Genomic DNA, 20,173 nt, shown 5'->3' on the forward strand with positions numbered 1-20,173 from the left:
TTTCTCTGAAGTCCTGTTGCCCCGCCTATATGGTGGGGCTTTTTTATTCCCGCTCTCCAGATTCAACCTGTAGCCAGTGAGCTAACATCTGCTCAAGATCTGGCAGGCCAATCTTAGACAAAGATGAAAATGCCTTAACCGTCACATCGCCACAAAATGCTAACGATGCTTCCTGCGCCATCATCACTTGTTCTTTTCGCTTGCCGCTTTTAAGTTTATCCGCCTTGGTAAGCAACGCGAGCACTGGAATGTTAGCCCCAACAGCCCAGTAAATTAATTCCTGATCAAGGTCTTTAAACGGATGGCGAATATCCATCAACACGACCAGGCCCTTCAGCGATTCACGCTTTTGTAAGTACTCACCCAGTGCGCGCTGCCATTTCTTTTTCATATCAATGGGCACTTTGGCATAGCCATAGCCGGGTAAATCAATCAATCGCTTCCCGGCCTCCAGTTCAAACACATTGATCATTTGTGTGCGTCCGGGTGTTTTACTGGTGCGAGCGAGTGTTTTTTGCCGCGTCAGCGTGTTAAGCGCACTACTCTTGCCGGCATTAGAACGGCCCGCAAAAGCGACTTCAATACCAGAATCCTCGCCTAAATGGCTAATATCTGGTGCACTTTTGTGAAATGTTGCTTGCGTAAAATATGTCATATTGCCTCTGCAATGTGCCGTTAGGCGCGCCACCCGCTAAGCCCTGTGCCCAAGTGCACAATAAAATCTGCACGAATTATGAGGGAATAGGTTTTTCTACGGTGTGAAACGTGTAAAATGTGAATGTTATCACGCTTTTAGGGTAACAATTTATTCGTTGAAGAGATGATTTATGAAAAAACTTGGTTTGCTATTTAGTATTGCACTTCTGGGACTAGCCTCTGCTTATGCACAGGAAGGAACCGCAGGTGACCCAGAAGCAGGTAAGGCTCAATCAGCGGTCTGCGCAGCGTGCCATGGCGTCGATGGAAATAGTCTGATCGATTTGAACCCGAAAATTGCGGGGCAACACGAAAACTACCTTTATAAGCAGTTGAGCGAATTTAAACTAGCATCACAAACAGGTGGCGAAGAAGGCCGCAACAATGCCGTGATGAATGGCATGGCCGCAGGCCTGTCGGAACAGACAATGCGAGATCTTGCCGCGTATTACGCAAGCCAGGAAATGACACCCGGTGAAACACCTGAAGACGTTATTGAGCCCGGTGCGGCACTTTATCGCGGAGGTGACGAGGAGCGCGGAATTACTGCGTGTATCGCGTGTCATGGGCCTCACGGCAATGGTATGGAGTTAGCTGGCTTCCCAGATATCAGCGGGCAGCATGCAACTTACACGAAATCACAACTTGAGATGTTTCGCGCTGGAACACGTCATAACGACATGAATGGCATGATGCGAGATATTGCTAAGCGATTAACTGATGAAGACATCGAATTATTGTCTCAATATGTGAGCGGATTACATTAAGTCGTCAAAAATTTGGCATTTTTTATGTAAAAAAGTTGTAATAAAACTTTTTTGATGTATTCTAAGTTGCAGTTAAAGCAGTTCAGACGCGCTGAATAACAAAAAAAACAAGCTGAGTGTCATCTGCAGTAACAAACATCGGAAGACAAAATAAAGTGTCAGGAAGACCCTAAACAATATAACGCTCTGATAATATCAATAAAAAGAAGAGCGCCAGGATGGAATAAAGCACATGATGTGCACAATGGGAGAAGTGTCGACAGACGCTCACAAACAAGGTGAAAGCTTTATGCTCTCACCTTTTTTTCTTTTCGGCTTCAAATACGTTTGCATGATCTGCTGCCACACAGTCTAGGCCCTCCAACTTGATTTTAACTGCCATTTTCGAGTAAATGATGTGGTTCTAATGCAGCGCACGTAAATGCCCGTTATAATAAGGGCCTAATCTGCTAACAATTTGTACATCATGCCTCGCGTAAAAAAATCTCGAAAAGTCGGCCTTATTGGAACTCGTAAGTCGCCAGACCATAAACGCCCGTCTAGAATTAAGGGTGGGAAAGAGGATCCTCATGCCACTCGTCAGAAACGAAAGTCTGGCAATGCCCCAGGTACTCGAAATAATGTAGAGTCAGACAATAAACCTGTGGCACGCAATAGCGGCTCACAAGACAAACGCATCGGCAGTAAGAAGCCCATTCGATTGGTCGTTGATCCAAAGCAAAAACGCCCGACCCCGACACGAAAGCGGTTTGCCACGCCAGCCGCTGAGTTAGCCGCGCTTGAAAGTGATGAACGGTTTAACGCGTTGCTCGATCAACTTGAAGACGAAACGCCATTAAGTGAAGCTGATCAGCAGTGGTTAAACGAGCGTTTAGCGCGATATCAAGTGCTCTGTGATCTGCTTGGTATAACTGAGGATGATGAAGTAGAAACCGATAGTGATGATCCTTATAGCCAACTCGACGCTATTCACATAGACGATTTCAAAGACTAGGTTTTATGCTTGAATTATTGATTGCTGGTGCGCTGCTGATTGTCGTAGGTTTAAGTTTTTATGCTGGGCGGCTGTTGTTTCAACTAAAGCAACAAACCACTCGTCAGACGGCCGCCCGACAAGTACGCATTGACAACATCACACAGAGTATTCAGACGATCGCACTGGCGATGGAGCAGCAACAGTGCAATCTCTCAGAGGGCGTTATCCGCATTTGTAATCTGCTTGATGCGATGCCGCTGACACCTCAACCTAACTATCGAGCTGACTTTCCGGCAACGTATGAGTTGTATGAAAAAATTAGTCATTTTCCAACACACGACGCACGCAATGCATTGACCAAACTGCAGCGCCGCACCCAAGATAACGAACGAGAAAATATCGAGTCTGAGTACGAAAGCAAAGTGTTGATGGAAGTGTCACGACTCAAAAATATCAGCGCCTAGCAAGCGCTGCGGTCTCTGCATAGCAATGGCAATCAGTCGTATGGTCATTGACGATCCCGACGGCCTGCATGAATGCGTAACAGATTGTAGTCCCAACAAAGCTAAAGCCTGCTTTTTTCAGCGCTTTTGACATGGCGTCTGATTGAGCAGTAGACGTAGGAACTTGTCCAATATCTTGCCATGCGTTCACCACTGTTTTGCCCTGCGTGAACTGCCAGATAAACTCACTGAACGGCTGTTGTTCTCTGAGCTGGCAATAGGCACGCGCATTCTTAATAATAGACTGGATTTTTAAGCGATTACGCACGATGCCGGCATTTTGCATTTGAGTTTCCACATCGGCGTCTGTCATCTGTACGATTTTATCAGGATCAAAGTTGAAGAATGCTGCTTCGTAATTTGCCTGTTTCTTCAAAATCGTCAGCCAGCTCAAACCGGCTTGTTGCCCATCTAAGCAAAGCTTGGCAAACAACTGCTGGCTGTCTAATACTGGACGCCCCCACTGTTGATCATGGTAGTCTTCGTAGATGGCATGGTTGCCTACCCACTCGCATCGTTTCGGCGTAGTTTGCTCGTTAGTTTCCATCGGATAAGCTCTCAGTATTAGGATTAAAGATAAGCCTACATTCAGTGCGGCTGAGAATGTATACTATGCCACGTTAATTCCTTTTAGCCATTAACTGTATTGGTCGCATGCACACATTTGATATCAAAACATTTCAAGGACTGATCCTTGCACTTCAAGATTACTGGGCTCGCCAAGGGTGTGTCATTATTCAACCGCTTGATATGGAAGTGGGGGCGGGTACGTTTCACCCAATGACGTTTTTACGTTCCTTAGGCCCTGAGCCTATCAGCAGCGCCTACGTTCAACCTTGCCGCCGCCCCACTGATGGTCGTTACGGTGAAAACCCAAATCGTCTTCAGCACTATTATCAATTTCAAGTCATGCTGAAACCATCACCTGATAATATTCAGCAGTTGTACCTGGATTCACTGAGTATGCTTGGCTTCGATCCGCTGGTGCACGATATCCGCTTTGTTGAAGACAACTGGGAATCACCCACTTTGGGAGCGTGGGGCTTAGGCTGGGAAGTCTGGCTAAATGGTATGGAAGTCACACAATTCACCTACTTTCAGCAAGTCGGCGGATTGGAATGTAAGCCCGTCACTGGTGAAATCACCTATGGCTTAGAACGTCTGGCTATGTACATTCAAGACGTTGACAGCATTTATGATTTGGTATGGACTGACGGCCCAATGGGTAAAGTTACGTACGGCGATGTGTTTCATCAAAACGAGGTTGAGCAGTCCACTTACAACTTTGAATATGCTGACGTTGATACCTTGTTTGCGACCTTCGATAGTTGCGAAAAAGCCAGTCAATTGCTGATTGAAAAAGGGTTGGCATTACCCGCCTATGAGCAAGTGATGAAAGCATCCCACGCGTTTAATTTACTCGACGCTCGCCATGCTATCTCAGTAACAGAGCGCCAACGCTATATTCTGCGCGTTCGCAGTTTGGCGAAAGCCTGTGCGGAACAATATTATGCAAGCCGTGAAGCCCTCGGTTTCCCTCTGTGCAAGAAGGAGCAGTAAATACAATGCGCAAAGAGAATTTATTGATTGAGATTGGTACCGAAGAGCTGCCGCCAAAGGCGCTAAAAGGTCTGGCTGAGGCATTTCAAGCAGGCTTATCTGCAGCTCTTGCGAAAGACGAGTTTGAATTTGCCTCTGTACATTATTTTGCCGCTCCTCGTCGTCTTGCTTTGCATGTGAAAGCGCTCAGCGAGACGCAACCTGACAAAGTTATTGAGAAACGCGGCCCCGCGGTATCCGCAGCGTTTGATTCAGATGGTAATCCAACGCGAGCCGCTCAGGGATGGGCAAATGCAAACGGGATTACGGTAGAGCAAGCACAGCGTCTGAAAACAGACAAAGGTGAATGGCTTTTACATAACGCGCAGCAAACCGGTGAATCGATACAGGCTAAACTTCAGTCGCTGGTTGAGAAAGCACTGAACGCGCTGCCCATTCAAAAGCCTATGCGCTGGGGAAATTCTGAGGCGCAGTTTATTCGACCAGTGCATACTGTACTGGCCATGTATGGTAACGAACTCATTGATATTGAGGTGCTCGGGAAACGTTCTAGTACCACCATCCAAGGTCATCGTTTTCACGGTTCCGGTTCGGTAAACATTACGCACGCCGACAGCTACGTTCAGCAGCTCGAAGGTGAGTATGTACTTGCTGATTTCGAGGCGCGCAGAACACGTATTGCTGAACAACTTGACGCGCAAGCTTCAACACTTGGGCTAAAGGCAAATTATTCTGAGTCATTGTTAGACGAAATTGCCTCGCTGGTCGAATGGCCGGTGATTATGCAAGCAAGTTTCGATAAAGGCTTTTTGGCAGTGCCAAAAGAAGCGCTCATTTATACAATGAAAGATGACCAAAAGTATGTACCCTTGTTGGATGCCAAAGAGCAGCTCGCCTCAACCTTTTTGTTTGTGGCAAATATCGATAGTACCCAGCCTGAGCAGGTCATTGAAGGCAACGAGCGAGTTATTCGCCCACGTTTGGCTGATGCCGAATTCTTTTTCAATACCGATAAAAAAACTACATTGGCATCGCGAATTGAATCGCTCTCCACAGTATTGTTCCAAAAGCAATTGGGCACGCTGGCCGACAAATCACAACGCATCGCTGCAGTCGCTGGGCATATTGCTGCCCAACTGAATGCGGATAGTGAACTTGCCCGACGTGCAGGACTACTATCCAAGGCAGACTTAATGACCAATATGGTGATGGAGTTTCCCGATGTGCAAGGAGTAATGGGTATGCATTATGCCCGCCACGACGGTGAACATGAGCTTGTCGCCAATGCCCTTTTCGAGCAATACCTACCCCGCTTTGCGGGCGATAGCATTGCCACCAATGCGATTAGTATCAGCGTTGCGCTGGCAGATAAATTAGATACGCTCGTTGGCATTTTTGGGATTGGCCAGTTGCCCAAAGGTGATAAGGATCCATTTGCGCTCCGCCGCGCTGCCATTGGTGTGTTACGGACGATTGTAGACAACAATCTCAGATTGGATTTGATCGACTTAATATCATTTGCCAGAGAACAACTCGACGGCAAGTTAACCAACGATAACGTTACGGAACAGGTACTCGACTTTGTATTGGGTCGGTTCAACGCAATCTATCAAGATCAGCAAATCGATGTCGACGTGGTTCAAGCCGTCGCCGCGAAACAGCCCACTAAGCCTGCAGATTTTAATGACAGGATCCACGCTGTGGCAGGGTTTAAACAGCACCCCGCTGCTGAATCCTTAGCCGCTGCTCACAAACGCACGGCCAATATTTTAAATAAGAACGTACAAGACGGTGTGCCACTGACGTTGTCTCAGTCGAGGTTGATTGAGCCTGCCGAGATTGCATTGTACAAGGCACTCGAGTCGACCAAATCAGCCATTCGTCAGCCATTGGAAGCTGGCCACTACGCAGACGTTCTCGCCGAGGTGGCTTCGCTTAAAGAACCGGTTGATACGTTTTTCGACAGTGTGATGGTGATGGCTGATGACGAGGAGATCCGCAATAATCGAATCGCACTCCTTGGCGAGCTACGCTCAGTATTTGAGTGTACTGCTGATATCAGCCGTTTATCAATTTAAGGGGTCAAGAAAGCTAATGTTATTGTTGAAACGCCGCACAGCTTCTAGCTTGTGGCTTTTTAGCCGCACCGCCGTTGCGCTACTCACTGTTTTTCTGGCGGGTTGCACCACAACCGGTGGTTTGCCCTCTATTATTGCTGAAAAGCAGGCGCCTGTTGATGTTTCGTCGCTTTACTTACGGGGGGTGTTCAACTGGTGGGAAGCTGAGCCAGCCTATCGGTTGACGAAAGATTATCGTGGTGGTTACAGCGTAACGATCGAACTGATTGCTGATGGTCAACCGTATGATTTTAAGGTTGCCGACGCCGATTGGACCCCCGCCAACAGCTGCGGGTCTCAAGATATAGTAGAAATAATAACGTTAACGTCAACGCATTCATTATACTGTGGCGCAGAGACAGCCAATTTACAGTTCACCCCGCAGTCGACCGGATGGTACACGTTTTGGGTGGAACCTACCCAGAGTGGAGCGATCACGCTTAACGTTTCCAGACGCTAGATCCCAGCACTTACTGTCGGTTACGTTTTCGTGCGACTACCAGCGCCCCTAAACCAATGACCATAAATAACCCAAAGGCTGCGATAAAGGTTAACAATGGGCTCATTGAGGTAACCCCGGTGAGTTTCAGCAGTGCACCTACTGAGACTAATAACACAATGATCATGATTGAAATTTTCATACGATCTCCTAATCTTATGGTCACCACATATGGGCTAGATGATGTCATTACACATTGAGTTGCGAAAAGCGTGCCTAGCGGTGATTAATGCTCTGCTAGCCTTTTTATGGCAAGGGAGGCGATGTTTTTTTGAGATAGAGAAACCATGCTGGTGTAGAAAAAGTATGAGTCATTACTGCCTACTGTGGGATATTCTTACCGCCTAATAGCGCACAGCATGAATTGTTTTTGATTTGGAGAGAGCTATGCAAGACACCAATATCTCGACCTCGCTTATGAATGATGCTAACGAGTTTCTCGCGCTAGTCATTGCCAAGTTGCCAGCATTGGGTATGGGTGTACTTTTCCTTGTGCTTTTCATTGTCCTTTCTGGGCCACTATCGCGAGTATTAATCAGGCCTATTGGTCACATTAGTCAAAGTGAACTGATCAGAACAGTGGCTCGGCGTGTGGTCAGTTTTATGATTATCCTTGTCGGCGTGTACCTGTTCCTGCGCCTCGCGGGGCTCACGCAATTTGCGGTTGCCGTCATTAGTGGTACTGGATTGATCGGTTTGGTTGTTGGTTTCGCCTTTAAAGACATTGCTGAAAATTTCATTTCCAGCCTGCTCCTGAGTGTACAGAAACCGTTTAAACTCGGCGATGTGATTGAAGTCTCCGGGCATTTAGGTGTGGTCAATCAGGTGACCTCTCGAGCGACGACCTTAGTCGATTTTGACGGTAACCATATTCAGATCCCGAATGCCACGGTTTACAAAAGCGTGATGAAAAACTTCACGGCGAATCCCTTTATGCGCGGACATTTTGTGATTGGGATTGGCTACGACTCCGGTATCGCCAATGCGCAGAGTATCGCGCTGGAGGTCACCGCAAGCCACCCTGCCGTGCTTGCTGATCCGGAACCACAAGTGTTGGTCGATGGGCTTGGCTCTTCCACGGTCAATCTTAAAGTGTACTTCTGGATCAATAGTGAGCAACATTCGCTAGTCAAAGTATCATCAGTGCTAATGAGAACCGTCATGAGAGCCTTAGAGCGAGCTGGTGTGAGCATGCCCGATGATGCGCGTGAGGTTATCTTCCCTGCCCCGTTGCGGGTTGAACTTGCAGACCCTAGCGACTTAGTCACCCAGAGTGGGTCGAGTACGTCAGCGGCGACAGCGATACCGTCGCCGGAGGCAACTGAGGCAAAACCCATGCAACAGCAAGATACGCAGCTTAACAATGAGTTAGACGGCACAGGTAGCGACACACATGACATCCGTCAGCAAGCAGCCCGTGCGCGATCCCCTGAACAAGGTGGCAACATCCTTTAAATGCTGGGAGTTTTTTTCAGCCTTACCGGTAAATGTTGCTTTGAGATGTCCGTGTTATTTTCTTATCCACACCGTTAAAGCCTTTATTTTCATAGAGTTAAAGTGTGGCACAGCTCTCGCATAGCTTACCTCGAATTGTTAAAAAAGGAGATACACTATGAAACGCTCATTATTAGCACTATGTGTAGCAGGTACGCTAACAGCAACAGCTGGCGCGGCGACACAGACGCAAAAAAATTCTTGGGAATCAACTGCAATGGATGCATGGATTGACGGTAAAGCGGAAGCAACATTACTGTTCAACGGCAATCTTGATTCTTTTGACATCAATACAGATGTGAAAAACGGTAAAGTGATCCTAACCGGTAAAGTGAACAACGACGTTGATAAGAAGTTGGCTGAAGAGCTGATTGTTGGTATCGACGGTGTCACTGATGTCGACAACAAACTCACTGTTGTGATGGACGACGACCGTGAAATGGATAAGGACTATGAGGAAAATGACAGTGCGTTAACGGATGCTAAAATCGCGACTGTCGTTAAAACGCGCTTACTGTTTGACTCAGATATTTCTGGAATGGATATTGATGTTGACGTTGAGAATGGTGAAGTAACGCTCACTGGTAATGTAGACTCTGATGCACAGGAAGATTTAGCGGTTCAGATTGCTAAGAATGCGTCAGACGTTAAAAACGTCAAAAATAACCTGAAAGTGATTAACCGCGGTTAATCATTCTTTCGAGGAATAAACTAGGGGCGAAATTCGCCCCTTTTTTGTGCTTCAGTCACTGGTGTTGTCCAACAAAGAGTGCTCTGTTAAGTCAATTGCACGGTTATGTGGAGTGACTTAACTTTACTAACACATATCCAATCTCGCGCTTGTCGCCGTAAGTTTTTGCCTTGCCTGACAGGCTAAAATAGACGATGAGCAGACACTACGTTGCTCGAAGAAACGCGTCATTGCGACGACGGCCGCAACCTCCCTAATGCATTGATAGATACGTTGAATTGAGCTGCTAACACGCCTAAGTAAAGCAAAGCGAACCTAGCACACGAGCACTTTACGTTGACGGTTCTATGTAGTGTTTTTACTGGATCTGCAGAGTTCCAAGGCGATCGTGGCATCCGCCACGATGACGATTCTTCGTAGATAACACCCGCGCATTTTTCGACTCAATGCCATGGCGGCTTCTGTTTTTACTCAGTCAAAATACCTGGCATGTCTAGCCAGTCTTCAGCCTGTTGAATAAGGGTCTCAATAGAATTATGGCAAACACAGTTATCCAGCTTTGCCTGCTGCATGTGATGTTTGATTATTTTTGCAGACGCCGTTTGCGTCAGGATCAAGATACCTTTGCAACCGTGCGAGAAAAATCGTTTGTAGCAGTCTTCAAGATTCGCTAACGCCGGTGGCGTCAAGCCCACACTTTCATCTGGAATAGACAACAGAACCCATTTGTTTAGCGGCTCAGCCGCCTCCAGCACACGCGCACGACACTGCTCTATCTCCTTTTCTGTAAACAATCGACTGGGAATATCAAACACAATATTGTCATGCACAAAAATTCTTACTTTACCGCGCCAATTGGCCATTTAGTTCTCCGGGTTGAGGGCGAGCAAGCTTGTCATTCGTAACTATAGCGCTTTAGATACATTTAGGTTAAAAAAAACCTCCACCGGCAGGTGGAGGTTTGATCACAGGGTAACACTTAGCGATGCGTTATGATGTTGCTTCCTGTAACGCTTTCATTTCATCATGGCACTGCTGCATGCGAGCTCTGATGCGACGAAGTTCGGCAGCACAAGCGGCTGGCTGGTCTTCTTCCAGCGCTTTATCCATAACTTCTAGTACTTTATCTTCGACCTCTTCCAGTTCATCAACGTAAGTATGCGCTTTATCTGAAGAAAACATGCCCAACACATTCGTATACATATTGCGAAGGTCAACGGCTGTAGAGGTACCGCTTTCCACCTCACCTTTCTCAGCAATCGCAAAAGGCTGCAAAGAAGCTATAGCCTGTTGCTTTTCTTCAATCATGCGGCTAAACATGCTGCGAACATTAGGAGTCTCAATTTTAGTGAGTGCATCCTGATAGAATTCGATGCCACCATTTAATACTTTAATAATCTCTGCGACGTCTTCTACATCACGTACTTGTTTCGACATAATATACTCCTTGCGTAAATTTCAGAAATGATTGCTCTGTCTTGGTGTGAAAAGAGTGAAGCAATGCTCATTGACGAGTTTGCATACTTCACGCCAACCGGCAGTTTGCACAGACGTTTATTATCTCTATAAATATCAGATAGTTAAAAAAATCACCTTTTAATTATTAGGTGCTTCAAGCATCGACGGGAGCAATGTTTGTAACCTTTGCAAGAAAGCTTACAAGGTGTACACGGTATCCAAAATCAAAAGACCCGATGATGGTGGCGACCAACATCGGGTTTGTGATTGCACTTACGAGTACATGGTCTGACTAATCTGAGGCGCTTTCTTCACCTTGGTCAGCTTGCTCTGATTGCTCGCTTCTGTTAGACGATTGACTCTCTTTGTTTTGCCCAGAGCCAATCATTGTATTGAGCTTTTCACCGCCTTTTGCACCAAAGTCGAGTGTACGGATGGGGAATGGGATAAGAATGTCAGCCTCTTTTAGTGCGTTGTTCACTGCCACAACCGCATCGTGTCTTGCTTGCATGAATCCGACGTCACCGGGGTATTTTATCCAAAACCAAACGAGCAAATTAATGCTACTGTCGCCGAATTCTTTCGCGTACACCGCTGTTTCATCAGAGCGGATCACATAATCCTTCTGATTCAGCGCCTCCACAATCACCTCCACCGCTTTTTCGATATCATCCGCATAGGAAATACCCACAGGCACTTCAATTTTGCGGCGCCCAGTGGTTGAGTAGTTGGTCAGAATATTTCGGAACAAAATCTTGTTCGGCACTACCTCAATCTGCCCATAGAACGTTTCCACCAGCGTGTTTCGAAGATTAATCGCTCTGACGTTACCAAATACATGATCAGCTTCGATAACATCGCCGAGCTCAAACGGTTTTCTTATTCCCATCGCTACCCCAGCAATCAGATTTTCGGTCATATCCTGAAAGGCAAACCCGATGGCAAGCCCTATAATACCTGCGCCCGCGAGCAAAGACGTGACAGTTCCGGTCAACCCGACAAACTCCAGTGCGATAAATACACCAATCGCGATAATTAATACTTTGAGGATCGCGGTCAGTAGATCGGCAATTTGCTGAGATTCAAAACTCTTACGCAACAAGTTTTTAATGACACGCCCACCAAGGCGCGACAGGATGCCAAACAGTATGGCGATGAAAATAGCGACAACGATATTAGGAAGGTGTTTGATCCCCAGTTCAATCCACAACTCCAGCTTTTCGTTGATCAGCGACCAGAATTTATCAACGACTTTAAACTCCAAACCAATACTCCCTATGGCTTCGCTTGACGGGGTTTAACAGCAGGCCCAAATTCACCCGCTAAAACGCTATCCACAAGGAAGTACTCAATGTCTGCCTGTGAAAAAGCGGAAGCATCGCCCAGTCGTATCACCATGGAATAATGTATTAGCCCACTCTCACCGTTCAAATCATAGGTTTGCGGGGTCATCATCGAATCAGACTGGCCCACTTCTGTACACCCCGACATGGTACATTGCGTTTCTGGTGGCACTTTCCGATTAATTGATACATCGTTGTGCAACTCTCGTTGCGGTTTTTCCAACACCGCATCACTGTCGAAGATAGTAAATGCAGAGTAGCCTGCTGACTTCGCGATTTCAGCCGCACGCTGCATGGCATATTCCTGAACTTTCACCGGTCCAGTCACCTGTGAAGCGGTAAACATCACCCGATGTGTGGTTTGCGTGAGTTGCACACTGGAATACCCTACGCTGGTGTCGCTACTTGCTTTGACATAGTTGGAGGGTGTTTGGAGTGCGTATTGATTTGAACAACCCCACATCGTCAGTAGTATAAAGCCTACCGTTACAGAGCGGATAAATGTCGTGCTTATGCCTGTTGTCATCGCCAATTTCCTTGGTTGGTTTTCGCTTTTAACGGTGTAAAGCAAGAATAATACCCTGAGAAATTAACTACATATCAATCACTTGTTAAGTAACTCTTTATATTTATTGTCGCTTTTACAGCCATTCGTGTAATAAAGGGCGTATCGCTCTCAATGCAACCGCTTCATCGCTTTGCCGTTTTCGGCTAAGCAGTTGATTTCAGGAAAATTTGAGAAACTCATCTTTATTTGGTTTGGTCCTTGCAACCATTTCTTACCGTTCAATTGATTTTAGGTGTGATAATGTCGTCAAAAGGGGTACTCAGTTTAGTCGTTCTGGCCATTGTTTTATTGAGCGCCAGAATTGCAGCACCTCACGCTGCCAAATGGTATGCGAATAAAGCCATTGCCGACCAGCCCGGCATAGAGGGTTACGTAGACGACGTTTCACTGGCGCTGATACGCGGTTCATACACGGTTAGCGGTATCAGTATTCGACAAGCAGGTGCGGAAAGTCCGTTACCACTGTTCGCAGCAAAAGATCTCACCATCGGTATATCCTGGCAGAAGCTGCTTGCCGGTGAGCTGGTCACACAAATAACATTACATCAGCCAACGATAACCGCACTTGATCGGCGTGGAGAGACCGATATTACTCAAGAGGCCGTGTTGGATGAAAAAACATGGATTGGTTTGGCAAACGATCTTTCACCGTTCTCAGTTGAAAAACTGACTGTCATTGATGGAAAAATCGCCTTCAGCGCCATTTCCGCTAACCTTTTCGGTGGCATCATGCTAAATGAACTGAATGGTGAAGTGACCAATCTTCATAATGATGCGGAATCCGATCTTTTAACGGAATTAGCGTTTACAGGCGCGGTCGAGGGTACATCCAAGGTCGATATTAAAGGCGCACTCAATCCGAATACTCAACTCCCTACGTTCGATGTTGATGTGGAAATTGCCCGGGTGCCAACATCGATGACTGAAAATATCATCAAGATTTATGCGCCGTTTGATATCGAAGCTGGCGAATTTGATTTTGCAGCAGAGCTAAAAAGCAATTCCGGAAAAGTAGAAGGTTATTTTAAAGCGGGTGTGTACGATCTCACGGTTTTCTCATGGAAAGAAGATGTTGTGAAAGACGGCGACAACCCACTTCAGCTTTTTGTTGAGGGTATTAGCGCACTTCTGGCTACGCTGTTTGAAAATAACAATAAAGACTTAGTCGCCACGCGCATTCCCATCAGCGGCGACTTGAGTGATCCGTCAATGTCGTTTACGCAAGCCATTTCTGGGCTTTTCTATAATGCTTTTGTTCAAGCCTATCAGCTCAAAGTTGAGGATGTGATTACATTCGAACCTACCCAACAAAGCGAGGACAATGATGAGTCATAAACACGTACTGGCAATTATCGTTCTGATCGGGCTAGGTGTCGCTGTCGCGTTTTCAGGTCGACTTGACATAGCGGCGGATGAAAACAGTGTTAATTCGACTCCTGTAGCAACGTCAATACAGGATGGTGAAATCATCTCGCTGGCCAAAGCACAACTTTTCCTCGCGTCAGAAACCACCGGATTTAGCATCGACGTTTACAGTAAAGACGGCATCGTCACGCTCAAGGGTCACATTGATTCTGTAGAAGAGAAAGAGTATGCCGAGCGCCTTATTGAAAACATTGACGGGGTTGTACGCGTAAATAACGAATTGACAATAACGCCTTAATATTCGCTGCAACTTTGTTTTAGCCGATTGTACCGGGCGCGAATGTCCTTCTCATCGCTGGCGTGCAACTGACACTCTGTTACTTGCTCGACAAGCGCAGAGCCTTGTTTAAGCAACTGGTCAATGCGGTCGGCGTGTTCGCAGGTCTTAACGACCGCGTTAAGCATTTCAAGAAAGGCAATAATCACGCTGGGATGGGGCATGCAGTTCTGACGCAACTGATTGCATGCACTTTCTACCATACCCGCATAGGTAATGGCTTTGCGCTCAATGCGTACTCTCCCCTCCTCGTCACAAAGATATGTGTCGGGAAAAGTCCTATCGCTCAGTTGGGTAAGTGCACTGCTCAATCGCTTGATACACGTGATGGCAGTGATCGGGTCATTAATCCCCGGTGAGAGTGCTCTTAACCCAATCTCAACTAACTGATTTACGGCAAATTCCGGGTCCTGAATTGGCGTGCGGGAATGCCCTGTCACTATATAATCTGCCAACGACGGTAGCTGCTGATCCTCATGCGCGTAATGTGCGGTCGCGATGGGTAACTTGGTTGACACATAATCGCCTGGTTTAATATGTAGAGAGAGTCCTACTCCGCATTCGATTGCCGCTTCTAATAGCCCGTTATAGTCTATGACCTGAACGAATCCAGTGGTGTCAGACACAAGATCAGACGTTCTCGGCAATGACTCCCATACCAACGTAGTCGATTGAGTATCACGCGGCGCTTTGTCGGCCGGAAACATCCTGTCAATATCATTGTGGAGAGAAAGCCAACAGCGTTGTATCACATTGTCAGCTTGGATCGATATTGCGACATGGTGAATTAAAAAGACCAGCATCAGAATTGAAACTAAGGTGAGCAAAAGTGCTACGGTTAGCCCCGCCCCGGGTATGAAAGGGTTAGACTCGTCTACGGTTACAAACCGAATTAATGCTAAACAATACACGAAGGTGGCAACAAAAACGCCCAGCGCGTATTGCGTGTTTCTATTTTGCATAAAGGTGCGCAATAAGCGCGGCCCGAACTGCGATGAAGCCAGCGTTAAAGAAACAACAATCATTGAAAATGCGATGCTCGTCACCGTAATCGTCGCGCTAGCGATAGTCGACAATATTGTTCGAGCGCCTACAGGGTCGATAGTGTAAAGCCATTTAACCAAAACCCAGTCACGCAACGCGCCAGAATGGTCAAACTGATAAGTGATTGCCAATGTGATAAAAGCCAATAGGATACACAGGCTGGGAATAAACCAGAAACTGGAATTGACAGCGTCCTTGATTTTGTCAAATTGAGCCTTAATCCGGCCGGTTATCATAACACTTCCTCAATAGTTCGCAGTGTAAAACGGCGAGTAAACGTCTGTAATTATTACTTGTGCGACGCATAAAAAATTAGATTTAATTTAAAAAATCCAATCTTGTCATAGACTTAGAATGGATAATTACGATGGAACCGGTCTTGCATTGTCTATCATGAGTTTACCAAAATCGTGGCATCCGATGTCACTCAGGAGAACATCATGACAAAACATAATTCACTTTTTAACATGACAGCGGCTGCAATCGCCACTGGCCTAATGTTTAGCGCCTCCGTTGGCGCACAAATGGCAGGCCCAGTCGACACTGAAACAAGTGATGCTGAACTGCTTGAAAATATCGATAAAAACGCTGTGTTTCCGGTCAAAAGACCATTTACAGAATTGACGATTATGGTTGATGATAAAGTGACACTTAATGTATTGCCATCACAATCCGGCATTTCAGTGGTTCAGCAAAAAACAGATCCCAACATAAATGAACGCAAAGTGGAGGCTATTTCAAAGCAAATTTTCGACACTGACGTTGCCGTCGTTGAATCCGAAGGCTAGGCCACAAAAGAGCATCAATGATGCTCTTTTTTTTTGCTAATTTGCTTTCTTCAGTTCAGAGGCTGATTTTAGTACGCGTTGACCGTCATCCTGTTCCAACAAATAAGCTGGGTTATTCTCATCAGCATCCCGAGTCACTTCATTACCGTCAATCGTTTTTGTGACTGATTCAGTAAATTTTTCGCGCACATAGCCGGAGGCAGTACCCTGCCCCCATTCCCACGTGACTTTTGTGTTCGTTGGAAAATTTTTCATCAGAGCAACTATCCCCGAATGGGCTCCATCTCTAATTGATATTCCTCAGCAAGCGCTTCCTTTTCCTTTTCAGATAGGACTTTACCGGCTCGCTGGAAAAATTCCCTTTCCTCTTCCGTAAGGTGATGCTCCACTTTTTCCTGAAGCTCTTTCATATAACGCAACCACGCCGCGCTACTCATACTGGTCTGGTCAAGTTTCTCAATTAACTCGTCAATTTCATGGTGTTCAGCGATACCATGGCGAGATGCGTCAATTGTCTTGTCACTTTCCATTAAAGGAGAGTAAAAATAGCGTTCCTCCGCCTTTGCGTGCTGAGTTAACTCTTTCTTTAAGTCTTCGAAATACTCTCTGCGAGCTTCCGTTGCACCACTCGTCTCTACCAAAATTTTAAGCAACAGGCGCTGGCGCTCGTGGTCCTGTCGAATAGCTTCAAAGATTTGCATATTAATTCCTTATTAATGAATGAAGTGCAGTGAATTACGTCACCTTGTGTTCATTTGATTCAATGTGAACACCAGATAACAGCAATAAACAAACCAATCGAACAAAAACATAACTCATTGAAATGATTATTTTTAATTTTCCGTGCGCCGGTCATTGACAAATATTTTGTAGAACTTACAGCGTGTGGCGCACAGATTGCACGCCTTAACCTAGTACCCTTGAGCCACAATCGCATCCGCCAGTCTTCGGAAGGCCGCGACATTTGCCCCACGACTATAGTTGACCTGATCGCTATCTGCGGCAAATCCATCTTCCCAACACTGCGAATGGATATGCGCCATCGTGTCTTTTAGTTTTTGATCTAAGACGCCAAACGATAAGGGTTCAAACTGAGCGTTTTGACTCATTTCAAAGCCAGACATTGCCACACCACCTGCATTTGACGCTTTACCCGGTATGTACACCAAATCTGAAGCATGCAGTAATTCTGCGGCGTCTTCACTGAGAGGCATATTTGCACCCTCAACAACGTATTGCACTTTGTTGTCGATAATACGTTGCGCGTCCTGCAGCAGAATTTCATTCTGCGTCGCGCAGGGCATTGCGATATCGCACGGAATAGCCCAGGGAGTTGCTCTTGCCAACCATTCGCCAACGCCCTCGTCGGCCGCGTCCTTGAGTGCATTATCAGACTCTTTATTACTGATAATCATATTAAGGTCGGTGCTTTCCAAGCCCTCTTTAATATGCAGTGTTCCTTTACTGTTCGATAAGGTGGTGACTATCGCGCCGTGAGAGATTGCTTTTTGAGCGGCGTAAAGCGCTACATTTCCAGCACCCGAAATATTAATACGCTTATCGGTGAGCTTATCATCCGCTGCCGACATGACATTCTCGGTAAAGTAAATCACGCCGTAACCTGTCGCTTCTTCCCGTACTAGACTGCCGCCGAACTCCAGCGGCTTCCCGGTAATCGTGCCGCCAAATTCATTCGCCAAGCGGCGATATTGCCCATATAAATAGCCAATTTCGCGCTGCCCTACGTTAATATCTCCGGCAGGTACGTCCGTTTGCGGACCCACGTGTCGATTTAGCTCGGTCATAAACGCCTGGCAGAAGCGCATAATTTCAGCATCAGAGCAGTGCTTCGGGTTGAAATCGCTCCCCCCTTTGCCGCCACCTAGTGGCAGACCGGTCAACGCATTTTTGAAGCATTGCTCAAACGCAAGAAACTTCAGTATCGATTCATTCACTGTGGGGTGAAACCGCAACCCCCCTTTATAAGGGCCTAATACATTGGATTGCTGAACACGCCATCCACGGTTGATACGTAGCTCACCGTTGTCATTCTGCCATACCACTTTAAAGGTGATTATTCTGTCTGGTTCAGCCAGCCGATACAGCACACGATGATGTTTGTACTCTTCATGCACATTAATAATCGGTTGCACATCTGCAGCAATTTCTCGCACGGCTTGAATAAATTCATCCTGCCCTTGATTGCGAGTGTTAAGCCAGTGATCGAACTTGTCCCAATTCGACGTGTATGTCATAAATTATCCTTGTTGGTTTGCGATCGCTTCGGGCGCGCACAGTAAAGTGAGCGACTTTGGCTCGCACTGAATAAAAATGGTTTTTGCGCTACATACTTCGCCATCCAGTACATAATCTAGTTCTTGTTGGCCCTTGATTTGAATTTTCTCACACTGTCTGAATTCAACCAGCTCAGTGTGCCGGCCGTTTAGCAGCCCGCTCAGCGTTAAGCCAGCCACTGAAGATACCGTGTCGAGAGATGACTTTTCAGCATCAAAGTAGGTCACGTCCAGTTGACCATCATTGATATCAGGATTACCCCCCCCTTGCGCTAATACAGTAGACGGCGGCGCCGCGTTAGCGACAACGAAGCTGCTGGATTCAACCGAGAATGGTTCGTCATCATTGAGCGTTATTTCAAGGGATTGAGTCGCAGAATCAAACATCGATTCTAAAAAATACTGGATGTAGGCCATTTGACCTTTTTCGTCCTTAGCCCCCCGATCAGAACGCTTGATCATGTCAGCTTCAATCCCAAGCGCACAGACCAAAAGCATTCGTTTGTTGTTGCATAATGCGGTATCAACGGTCATTGATTGCGCAGAGATGATGACGTCACACGCCGTGGAAATCGGTGTCAGCTTACTGGCTGTCCCGAAGACCACCATACTTAGGGCGTTTGCCGTACCCAGCGGAATAATGCCCATGACCGCACTACTGCCACACACTTGGTCAGCCACTTCAGCGAGCGTTCCATCGCCGCCACACGCAACGATGAAATCAACGTCATCGTCTAACGCTTCCTTCGTCAACGTCTTTGCAGAAATGGATTCGGTGGTGAGCTTTACCGTGACATCGTATGTCTGTTCCAGTCGCTCCAGAATGTAGTCTTTCTCATGTGCCCATTTCCCCCCACCTGCAATGGGGTTGACGATAAGCGCTAATTTATCACCCAGCTTAAGGCGCCCTCCCTTCTTGACCTTTCGCAGCGCTTTAAGTTGATGTTTATTGAGTCGTGCCGTTGTTCGAATAGATTGGATATGATTCATGGCATCAACAATCGATAACGTCGCATCCTTTGATAGCAAGTACGCTGCCGTGACAAGCACCGAACGTCCTCGCCCCAACGCGCAGTGGATAACGACTTTACCTCCCGCCTTTGCCTGGTGATTTATCCAGCGAATGGCTTGCCTGAGTTGATCGACCGAAGGGCTTGTGTGGTCAAGCACAGGAATATTCAAGTAATGTAAATTAGCGTCCTGCGAGCTCCAGTCTAGCCCATCAAATTCGGCTGTTACATCTAGAATTGCCGTAACGCCTTGTGCTTTGAGTAGGTCAACATCGGAGGGAAACAGCCGACACGCCAAGAAAATATGATCGTTGATTTCCTGAATAGGTGGCACCTTATCGCGTTTACGCGCTACCGCATTGTATAAAGAAGCGCCGAGCAAAAAGGGAATAAAGAACCAGCGTATCCAAGTAGGTATTGAGCCATCTTCGCGTTTACGAAATATGGTGGGTCGGTTAAATACATACGCGAGCGAAACCGCTAGTACAGAAACACTGACCCAAGCACAGGTTATCGTCATGAAAACATTGTTTGAATACGCTGCAAACAGTGCAAACAAAACACTGATGCCTACGTAGTATTTAATCATTTTCATCGGTGCGTTCCTTATTAGCGTAAATAGCGGTGCAGCAAAACCTATTCATAAGACGGGTATTAGCAATT

General features: G+C 46.6%; 23 protein-coding genes. 11 read left to right on the forward strand and 12 right to left on the reverse strand.

The annotated features are described in order from the left end of the window. Positions 1 to 43: 43 nt before the first annotated feature. On the reverse strand, positions 44 to 655 hold the full coding sequence (gene yihA, locus KIU71_RS09585) for a ribosome biogenesis GTP-binding protein YihA/YsxC (RefSeq protein ID WP_214131064.1): 612 nt from the start codon (positions 653 to 655) through the stop codon (positions 44 to 46). A gap of 172 nt (positions 656 to 827) precedes the next feature. On the opposite strand from yihA, the gene KIU71_RS09590 reads away from it, so the two are divergent. From KIU71_RS09590 to KIU71_RS09600, 3 genes are all read left to right on the forward strand, one after another. Then, positions 828 to 1,463, forward strand: a complete 636-nt coding sequence (locus KIU71_RS09590) for a c-type cytochrome (protein WP_214131065.1) — start codon at positions 828 to 830, stop codon at positions 1,461 to 1,463. A 466-nt stretch (positions 1,464 to 1,929) separates the two neighbouring features. Next, positions 1,930 to 2,457, forward strand: coding sequence for a Der GTPase-activating protein YihI (gene yihI / locus KIU71_RS09595; RefSeq protein ID WP_214131066.1), 528 nt, complete (start codon positions 1,930 to 1,932; stop codon positions 2,455 to 2,457). Positions 2,458 to 2,462: 5 nt separating this feature from the next. Continuing rightward, positions 2,463 to 2,903 (forward strand): DUF2489 domain-containing protein, encoded by a 441-nt coding sequence (locus tag KIU71_RS09600; RefSeq protein ID WP_214131067.1) that lies wholly within the window; start codon positions 2,463 to 2,465, stop codon positions 2,901 to 2,903. On the opposite strand, the gene KIU71_RS09605 is transcribed toward KIU71_RS09600, so the two are convergent. Next, on the reverse strand, positions 2,893 to 3,489 hold the full coding sequence (locus KIU71_RS09605) for a DNA-3-methyladenine glycosylase I (RefSeq protein WP_214131068.1): 597 nt from the start codon (positions 3,487 to 3,489) through the stop codon (positions 2,893 to 2,895). The genes KIU71_RS09600 and KIU71_RS09605 overlap by 11 nt on opposite strands. A 107-nt stretch (positions 3,490 to 3,596) precedes the next feature. Here KIU71_RS09605 and glyQ point away from each other — a divergent pair, with 107 nt between their 5' ends. Genes glyQ through KIU71_RS09620 form a run of 3 tightly spaced genes read left to right on the forward strand, consistent with a single transcriptional unit; the run spans position 3,597 to position 7,079 of the window. After that, the gene (gene glyQ / locus KIU71_RS09610; RefSeq protein WP_214131069.1) at positions 3,597 to 4,502 is read left to right on the forward strand and encodes a glycine--tRNA ligase subunit alpha; all 906 of its coding nucleotides are present in this window, start codon (positions 3,597 to 3,599) and stop codon (positions 4,500 to 4,502) included. Between the two features lie 5 nt (positions 4,503 to 4,507). Continuing rightward, on the forward strand, positions 4,508 to 6,580 hold the full coding sequence (gene glyS, locus KIU71_RS09615) for a glycine--tRNA ligase subunit beta (protein ID WP_214131070.1): 2,073 nt from the start codon (positions 4,508 to 4,510) through the stop codon (positions 6,578 to 6,580). Between the two features lie 16 nt (positions 6,581 to 6,596). After that, positions 6,597 to 7,079: a hypothetical protein gene (locus KIU71_RS09620; RefSeq protein ID WP_214131071.1), complete on the forward strand. Its 483-nt coding sequence runs from the start codon at positions 6,597 to 6,599 to the stop codon at positions 7,077 to 7,079. Positions 7,080 to 7,089: 10 nt separating this feature from the next. Here KIU71_RS09620 and KIU71_RS09625 read toward each other — a convergent pair whose 3' ends face one another. After that, positions 7,090 to 7,260 carry a hypothetical protein gene (locus tag KIU71_RS09625; protein ID WP_214131072.1) on the reverse strand — a complete coding sequence of 57 codons (171 nt, stop codon included), beginning with the start codon at positions 7,258 to 7,260 and terminating at the stop codon, positions 7,090 to 7,092. Positions 7,261 to 7,505: 245 nt separating this feature from the next. Between KIU71_RS09625 and KIU71_RS09630 the strand changes: the two genes are divergently transcribed. Both KIU71_RS09630 and KIU71_RS09635 read left to right on the forward strand, forming a co-directional pair. Then, complete coding sequence (locus KIU71_RS09630; RefSeq protein WP_214131073.1) at positions 7,506 to 8,573, forward strand: mechanosensitive ion channel family protein; 1,068 nt, start codon at positions 7,506 to 7,508, stop codon at positions 8,571 to 8,573. Between the two features lie 157 nt (positions 8,574 to 8,730). Beyond that, entirely contained in the window at positions 8,731 to 9,303 is a 573-nt protein-coding gene (locus tag KIU71_RS09635; protein ID WP_214131074.1) for a BON domain-containing protein, read from the forward strand. A gap of 467 nt (positions 9,304 to 9,770) precedes the next feature. Here the strand turns inward: KIU71_RS09635 and KIU71_RS09640 are convergent, their stop codons facing one another. The 4 genes from KIU71_RS09640 to KIU71_RS09655 all read right to left on the reverse strand — a co-directional run bounded on the left by KIU71_RS09640 (position 9,771) and on the right by KIU71_RS09655 (position 12,630). Continuing rightward, on the reverse strand, positions 9,771 to 10,166 hold the full coding sequence (locus KIU71_RS09640; RefSeq protein WP_214131075.1) for a hypothetical protein: 396 nt from the start codon (positions 10,164 to 10,166) through the stop codon (positions 9,771 to 9,773). Positions 10,167 to 10,293: 127 nt separating this feature from the next. Then, the gene (locus KIU71_RS09645) at positions 10,294 to 10,740 is read right to left on the reverse strand and encodes a PA2169 family four-helix-bundle protein (RefSeq protein ID WP_214131076.1); all 447 of its coding nucleotides are present in this window, start codon (positions 10,738 to 10,740) and stop codon (positions 10,294 to 10,296) included. Positions 10,741 to 11,053: 313 nt separating this feature from the next. After that, a complete protein-coding gene (locus tag KIU71_RS09650; protein WP_214131077.1) occupies positions 11,054 to 12,025 on the reverse strand; it encodes a mechanosensitive ion channel family protein in 972 nt (323 codons plus the stop codon). Positions 12,026 to 12,036: 11 nt separating this feature from the next. Continuing rightward, the gene (locus tag KIU71_RS09655) at positions 12,037 to 12,630 is read right to left on the reverse strand and encodes a CC0125/CC1285 family lipoprotein (protein ID WP_214131078.1); all 594 of its coding nucleotides are present in this window, start codon (positions 12,628 to 12,630) and stop codon (positions 12,037 to 12,039) included. A gap of 282 nt (positions 12,631 to 12,912) precedes the next feature. Between KIU71_RS09655 and KIU71_RS09660 the strand changes: the two genes are divergently transcribed. After that, a complete protein-coding gene (locus KIU71_RS09660; RefSeq protein WP_214131079.1) occupies positions 12,913 to 14,007 on the forward strand; it encodes a DUF748 domain-containing protein in 1,095 nt (364 codons plus the stop codon). After that, positions 13,994 to 14,335 (forward strand): BON domain-containing protein, encoded by a 342-nt coding sequence (locus KIU71_RS09665; RefSeq protein WP_214131080.1) that lies wholly within the window; start codon positions 13,994 to 13,996, stop codon positions 14,333 to 14,335. Before KIU71_RS09660 ends, KIU71_RS09665 begins: the two co-directional genes overlap by 14 nt. Here KIU71_RS09665 and KIU71_RS09670 read toward each other — a convergent pair. Continuing rightward, on the reverse strand, positions 14,332 to 15,654 hold the full coding sequence (locus tag KIU71_RS09670; protein WP_214131081.1) for a DUF2254 domain-containing protein: 1,323 nt from the start codon (positions 15,652 to 15,654) through the stop codon (positions 14,332 to 14,334). The genes KIU71_RS09665 and KIU71_RS09670 overlap by 4 nt on opposite strands. A 204-nt stretch (positions 15,655 to 15,858) precedes the next feature. On the opposite strand from KIU71_RS09670, the gene KIU71_RS09675 reads away from it, so the two are divergent. Then, positions 15,859 to 16,206, forward strand: a complete 348-nt coding sequence (locus KIU71_RS09675; protein ID WP_214131082.1) for a hypothetical protein — start codon at positions 15,859 to 15,861, stop codon at positions 16,204 to 16,206. 36 nt (positions 16,207 to 16,242) lie between these two features. On the opposite strand, the gene KIU71_RS09680 is transcribed toward KIU71_RS09675, so the two are convergent. The 4 genes from KIU71_RS09680 to KIU71_RS09695 form a co-directional block, all read right to left on the reverse strand. After that, on the reverse strand, positions 16,243 to 16,461 hold the full coding sequence (locus KIU71_RS09680) for a hypervirulence associated TUDOR domain-containing protein (RefSeq protein WP_214131083.1): 219 nt from the start codon (positions 16,459 to 16,461) through the stop codon (positions 16,243 to 16,245). An 8-nt stretch (positions 16,462 to 16,469) separates the two neighbouring features. Continuing rightward, on the reverse strand, positions 16,470 to 16,907 hold the full coding sequence (locus tag KIU71_RS09685; protein WP_214131084.1) for a hemerythrin domain-containing protein: 438 nt from the start codon (positions 16,905 to 16,907) through the stop codon (positions 16,470 to 16,472). A 210-nt stretch (positions 16,908 to 17,117) separates the two neighbouring features. Continuing rightward, positions 17,118 to 18,461, reverse strand: coding sequence for an NADP-specific glutamate dehydrogenase (gdhA, locus tag KIU71_RS09690; RefSeq protein ID WP_214131085.1), 1,344 nt, complete (start codon positions 18,459 to 18,461; stop codon positions 17,118 to 17,120). 3 nt (positions 18,462 to 18,464) lie between these two features. Continuing rightward, positions 18,465 to 20,105 (reverse strand): diacylglycerol kinase family protein, encoded by a 1,641-nt coding sequence (locus KIU71_RS09695; RefSeq protein WP_214131086.1) that lies wholly within the window; start codon positions 20,103 to 20,105, stop codon positions 18,465 to 18,467. Positions 20,106 to 20,173: the final 68 nt, after the last annotated feature.

The sequence above is a fragment of the Alteromonas oceanisediminis genome, from assembly GCF_018474025.1.
Classification (GTDB): Bacteria; Pseudomonadota; Gammaproteobacteria; order Enterobacterales; family Alteromonadaceae; genus Alteromonas_E; species Alteromonas_E oceanisediminis.

Bases quoted from the DNA above. Each gene is read 5' to 3' on its own strand.
- yihA (WP_214131064.1), bottom strand. From the start codon at position 655: ATGACATATTTTACGCAAGCAACATTTCACAAAAGTGCACCAGATATT.
- KIU71_RS09590 (WP_214131065.1), top strand. From the start codon at position 828: ATGAAAAAACTTGGTTTGCTATTTAGTATTGCACTTCTGGGACTAGCC.
- yihI (WP_214131066.1), top strand. From the start codon at position 1,930: ATGCCTCGCGTAAAAAAATCTCGAAAAGTCGGCCTTATTGGAACTCGT.
- KIU71_RS09600 (WP_214131067.1), top strand. From the start codon at position 2,463: ATGCTTGAATTATTGATTGCTGGTGCGCTGCTGATTGTCGTAGGTTTA.
- KIU71_RS09605 (WP_214131068.1), bottom strand. From the start codon at position 3,489: ATGGAAACTAACGAGCAAACTACGCCGAAACGATGCGAGTGGGTAGGC.
- glyQ (WP_214131069.1), top strand. From the start codon at position 3,597: ATGCACACATTTGATATCAAAACATTTCAAGGACTGATCCTTGCACTT.
- glyS (WP_214131070.1), top strand. From the start codon at position 4,508: ATGCGCAAAGAGAATTTATTGATTGAGATTGGTACCGAAGAGCTGCCG.
- KIU71_RS09620 (WP_214131071.1), top strand. From the start codon at position 6,597: ATGTTATTGTTGAAACGCCGCACAGCTTCTAGCTTGTGGCTTTTTAGC.
- KIU71_RS09625 (WP_214131072.1), bottom strand. From the start codon at position 7,260: ATGAAAATTTCAATCATGATCATTGTGTTATTAGTCTCAGTAGGTGCA.
- KIU71_RS09630 (WP_214131073.1), top strand. From the start codon at position 7,506: ATGCAAGACACCAATATCTCGACCTCGCTTATGAATGATGCTAACGAG.
- KIU71_RS09635 (WP_214131074.1), top strand. From the start codon at position 8,731: ATGAAACGCTCATTATTAGCACTATGTGTAGCAGGTACGCTAACAGCA.
- KIU71_RS09640 (WP_214131075.1), bottom strand. From the start codon at position 10,166: ATGGCCAATTGGCGCGGTAAAGTAAGAATTTTTGTGCATGACAATATT.
- KIU71_RS09645 (WP_214131076.1), bottom strand. From the start codon at position 10,740: ATGTCGAAACAAGTACGTGATGTAGAAGACGTCGCAGAGATTATTAAA.
- KIU71_RS09655 (WP_214131078.1), bottom strand. From the start codon at position 12,630: ATGACAACAGGCATAAGCACGACATTTATCCGCTCTGTAACGGTAGGC.
- KIU71_RS09660 (WP_214131079.1), top strand. From the start codon at position 12,913: ATGTCGTCAAAAGGGGTACTCAGTTTAGTCGTTCTGGCCATTGTTTTA.
- KIU71_RS09665 (WP_214131080.1), top strand. From the start codon at position 13,994: ATGATGAGTCATAAACACGTACTGGCAATTATCGTTCTGATCGGGCTA.
- KIU71_RS09670 (WP_214131081.1), bottom strand. From the start codon at position 15,654: ATGATAACCGGCCGGATTAAGGCTCAATTTGACAAAATCAAGGACGCT.
- KIU71_RS09675 (WP_214131082.1), top strand. From the start codon at position 15,859: ATGACAAAACATAATTCACTTTTTAACATGACAGCGGCTGCAATCGCC.
- KIU71_RS09680 (WP_214131083.1), bottom strand. From the start codon at position 16,461: ATGAAAAATTTTCCAACGAACACAAAAGTCACGTGGGAATGGGGGCAG.
- KIU71_RS09685 (WP_214131084.1), bottom strand. From the start codon at position 16,907: ATGCAAATCTTTGAAGCTATTCGACAGGACCACGAGCGCCAGCGCCTG.
- gdhA (WP_214131085.1), bottom strand. From the start codon at position 18,461: ATGACATACACGTCGAATTGGGACAAGTTCGATCACTGGCTTAACACT.
- KIU71_RS09695 (WP_214131086.1), bottom strand. From the start codon at position 20,105: ATGAAAATGATTAAATACTACGTAGGCATCAGTGTTTTGTTTGCACTG.